This is a genomic window from Microbacterium sp., from assembly GCF_036277215.1.
Lineage (GTDB): Bacteria > Actinomycetota > Actinomycetes > Actinomycetales > Microbacteriaceae > Microbacterium.
The window spans coordinates 1-3,002 of record NZ_DASUNI010000289.1; the positions used below are offsets into that span (position 1 = coordinate 1).

The 3,002-nt window shown below is 68.0% G+C and carries 5 protein-coding genes; 2 read left to right on the forward strand and 3 right to left on the reverse strand.

What is annotated here, in order from left to right; translation table 11 throughout:
- Positions 1-179: 179 nt before the first annotated feature.
- Genes mscL through VFX99_RS14220 form a run of 3 tightly spaced genes read right to left on the reverse strand, consistent with a single transcriptional unit; the run spans position 180 to position 1,587 of the window.
- Positions 180-602, reverse strand: coding sequence for a large conductance mechanosensitive channel protein MscL (gene mscL / locus VFX99_RS14210; RefSeq protein WP_329666945.1), 423 nt, complete (start codon positions 600-602; stop codon positions 180-182).
- A 34-nt stretch (positions 603-636) separates the two neighbouring features.
- Positions 637-975, reverse strand: coding sequence for an FmdB family zinc ribbon protein (locus VFX99_RS14215; protein ID WP_329666946.1), 339 nt, complete (start codon positions 973-975; stop codon positions 637-639).
- Positions 976-990: 15 nt separating this feature from the next.
- Complete coding sequence (locus tag VFX99_RS14220) at positions 991-1,587, reverse strand: 5-formyltetrahydrofolate cyclo-ligase (RefSeq protein WP_329666947.1); 597 nt, start codon at positions 1,585-1,587, stop codon at positions 991-993.
- A 94-nt stretch (positions 1,588-1,681) separates the two neighbouring features.
- Between VFX99_RS14220 and galU the strand changes: the two genes are divergently transcribed.
- Together galU and VFX99_RS14230 are read left to right on the forward strand one after the other, a co-directional pair.
- Positions 1,682-2,569, forward strand: coding sequence for a UTP--glucose-1-phosphate uridylyltransferase GalU (galU, locus tag VFX99_RS14225; protein WP_329666948.1), 888 nt, complete (start codon positions 1,682-1,684; stop codon positions 2,567-2,569).
- A 23-nt stretch (positions 2,570-2,592) separates the two neighbouring features.
- Positions 2,593-3,002, forward strand: a 410-nt coding sequence (locus VFX99_RS14230; RefSeq protein ID WP_329666949.1) for a GNAT family protein, incomplete at its 3' end; no start/stop codon positions are given.

Sequence of the window (3,002 nt, forward strand, 5' to 3'; positions counted from 1 at the left end):
CGGCTGCGGGAACGTGCACCTTCGGCGGCGTGAAGCTGCACTCTCGCCTTCGGCATCATGCACTCTCGGCAGCGGGGACGTGCACTCTCGGCAGCGGGGACGTGCACTCCCGGCGGCGGGGACGTGCACTCTCGGCAGCGGGGAGGTGCACTCTCGGCGACAGGGCCGGCGGCCGGAGACTACGGTCTGGTCGCGTTGCCCGGAGTCGCGAGGAGGTCGCGGATCTGAAGCAGCAGCTCCTGCTCTGTCGGCAGGTCGGACGCCTCTTCCTCCGTGATGCCCGCCTTGGCCGCGGCGCGCTCCTTCGCCTTGTTCATCGGGTACACGAACACGAAGTAGACCACGACTGCCACCGCGAGGAAGTTGATGATCGCGCCGAGGATCGTTCCGAACGCGAACACCACCTCGTTGCCGCTCAGACCGGTGACCGTCCAGGTGACGTCGTTGAGGCTGTCGGCCTGGAAGATCAACGCGATCAGAGGATTGATCAGCCCGGCGACGATCGAGTTGACGATCAGCGTGAAGGCCGCGCCGATCACCACCGCGACAGCGAGGTCGATGACGTTCCCGCGGAGTACGAAGTCCTTGAAACCCTGGATCACGTGAACAACCTGGCCTAACTCCGGCCGAGGCCGGTCATGTGCTTGTCGATGCGGGTGAGGACTTCGCCTCGGACTTCGATGATGGCGCAGGGGTGGAGGACGCGCCACCGCCGGACGACGAGCCGCCAGACGAGCCGCCCGAAGACGAGCCGCCACCCGAAGATGAGCTCGCTGCGTCCGCGCCCTTCTTCTCCGCAGCCCGCGAATCCGTGCGGTAGAACCCCGACCCGTTGAAGGTCACGCCGATCGATCCGTACTCTTTGCGCAGCGGCCCTCCGCACTCGGGGCACTCGGTGAGGGTGGGGTCGGCGAACGACTGCACGGCGTCGAAGCGGTGGCCGCACTGCTTGCAGGCGTAGGCGTAGGTAGGCATGTGCTCTTTCGGACGTCAGCGCCGGGCAGGCGCGAAGTGGACGGTCTGTGTCGGGGTCACGACGCCCGTGACGGGCTGGTCGTGCAGGTCGCTGGGCACCTCGTCGAGCAGCTCGGAGTCGTAGACGACCGCATAGACGGGCGGGCATCCCTCCATCGACCCGATCGTCTTGTCGTAGAAGCCACGACCCCAGCCCATCCGCATTCCGCGGCGGTCGACGGCGGCGGCCGGGATCACGAGGAGGTCGACGTCGTTCACCGCGATCGGACCGAGCAGCTCGCCGACGGGTTCGGGCAGGCCGAACATGCCCTCGGTGATGTCGAAGTCCGGGGTGGCGACGGCCCAGTCCAGCAGCCCGTCGGTGCGCGTCACGGGCAGCAGCACGCGAAGGCCGCGCTTCACCGCCCCGTCCACGAACTCACGGGTGCCGGGCTCGGTGGGAGTGGAGAGGAAGCACGACAGCGACCGGACCCCGAGCGAGTCGACGAGGGTGTCCAGCTGACGCTGAATGCCCTCCGCCGCTGCCTCGCGGGCGGCATCCGTGTGCAGTTGACGGCGCTCGCGCAGCTCGGCGCGCAGCGCGCGCTTGGCTGTGGCGATGGCGTCGGACATGGGTCGATTCTAGGTGCGAATACCACGCCGCTCGTCATACGGCAAGGCCAGAGGGCCAGACGTGCCGGTTCGGCCCCGTCGGTAGAGTTGACGCATGCCACACAAGCCCATGAAGGCCGTCATCCCTGCTGCCGGCCTCGGCACCCGCTTCCTTCCGGCCACGAAAGCCATGCCCAAGGAGATGCTGCCGGTCGTCGACAAGCCTGCCATCCAGTACGTGGTGGAGGAGGCAGCGCAGGCGGGCATCACCGACATTCTCGTCATCATCGGCCGCAACAAGAATGCGATCTCGAACCACTTCGACCAGGTGCCCGAGTTGGAGGTGAAGCTCCGCGAGAAGGGCGATGGTGACCGCCTGAAGAGCGTCGTCGCCTCCAGCGACCTCGCCGACATCCACTTCGTCCGCCAGGGAGACCCGCGCGGACTCGGGCACGCCGTGTGGCGCGCGCGCAGTCACGTCGGCGACTCGCCCTTCGCCGTGATGCTCGGCGACGACCTGATCGACGAGCGCGACCCGCTCCTTCCGACCATGATCGCCCAGCACGAACTCCGCGGCGCAACGGTGATCGCCCTCATGGAAGTCGATCCCGAGCAGATCCACCTGTACGGCGCTGCGGCGGTCGAGGCGACCGACGACGCCGACATCGTGCGCGTCACCGGGCTCGTCGAGAAGCCCAAGCGCGAGGACGCCCCGTCGAACCTCGCGATCATCGGCCGGTACGTGCTGACGCCGGCGATCTTCGACATCCTCGAGCGCACCGCGCCGGGCAAGGGTGGAGAGATCCAGCTCACCGACGCGCTCCAGGAGCTGGCGACCGAGGCCGACGGCCCCGGCGTGTACGGAGTGGTGTTCCGCGGCCGTCGATATGACACCGGCGATAGGGTGGACTACATCAAGGCCATCGTGCAGCTCGCCGCGGATCGCGATGATCTCGGGCCCGAACTGCGACCCTGGTTCAAGGAGTTCGCGGCGACTCTGTAGCGCCGTCCGTTCGAGGGGGTTTCGTGGACCTGACGACTCCTCGTCGGCATGGGAACGTGGCGATCCGGTTGGTTCGCCAGCGGGACGCGCGCGTGCTGCAGCAGGAACTGCTGTCCAACCGCGCGTGGCTGCAGCCGTGGGAGGCGACGAGTCCCGACGGGCCCGTGTCGTTCGACATGCGGGCCGGTGTCCGCCGGCTGCTGCAGCAGTATCGCGACGGCACGGGGGTGCCCTTCGTCATGGAGTACGACGGCGAGGTGACCGGTCAGCTCAATGTCTGGGGCATCGCTCGAGGGTCGCTCGCGTCGGCGACGATCGGGTACTGGGTGAGCGAGCGGTTCGCCGGGCGGGGGATCACCACGACCTCGGTCGCCCTCGCCACCGACGTGTGCTTCGACGAGCTGCGCCTGCACCGGATGGAGATCTGCATCCG

Excerpts from the sequence above, each read along its gene's own strand:
- VFX99_RS14215 (WP_329666946.1), bottom strand. The coding sequence starts at position 975 with ATGCCTACCTACGCCTACGCCTGCAAGCAGTGCGGCCACCGCTTCGAC.
- VFX99_RS14220 (WP_329666947.1), bottom strand. The coding sequence starts at position 1,587 with ATGTCCGACGCCATCGCCACAGCCAAGCGCGCGCTGCGCGCCGAGCTG.
- galU (WP_329666948.1), top strand. The coding sequence starts at position 1,682 with ATGCCACACAAGCCCATGAAGGCCGTCATCCCTGCTGCCGGCCTCGGC.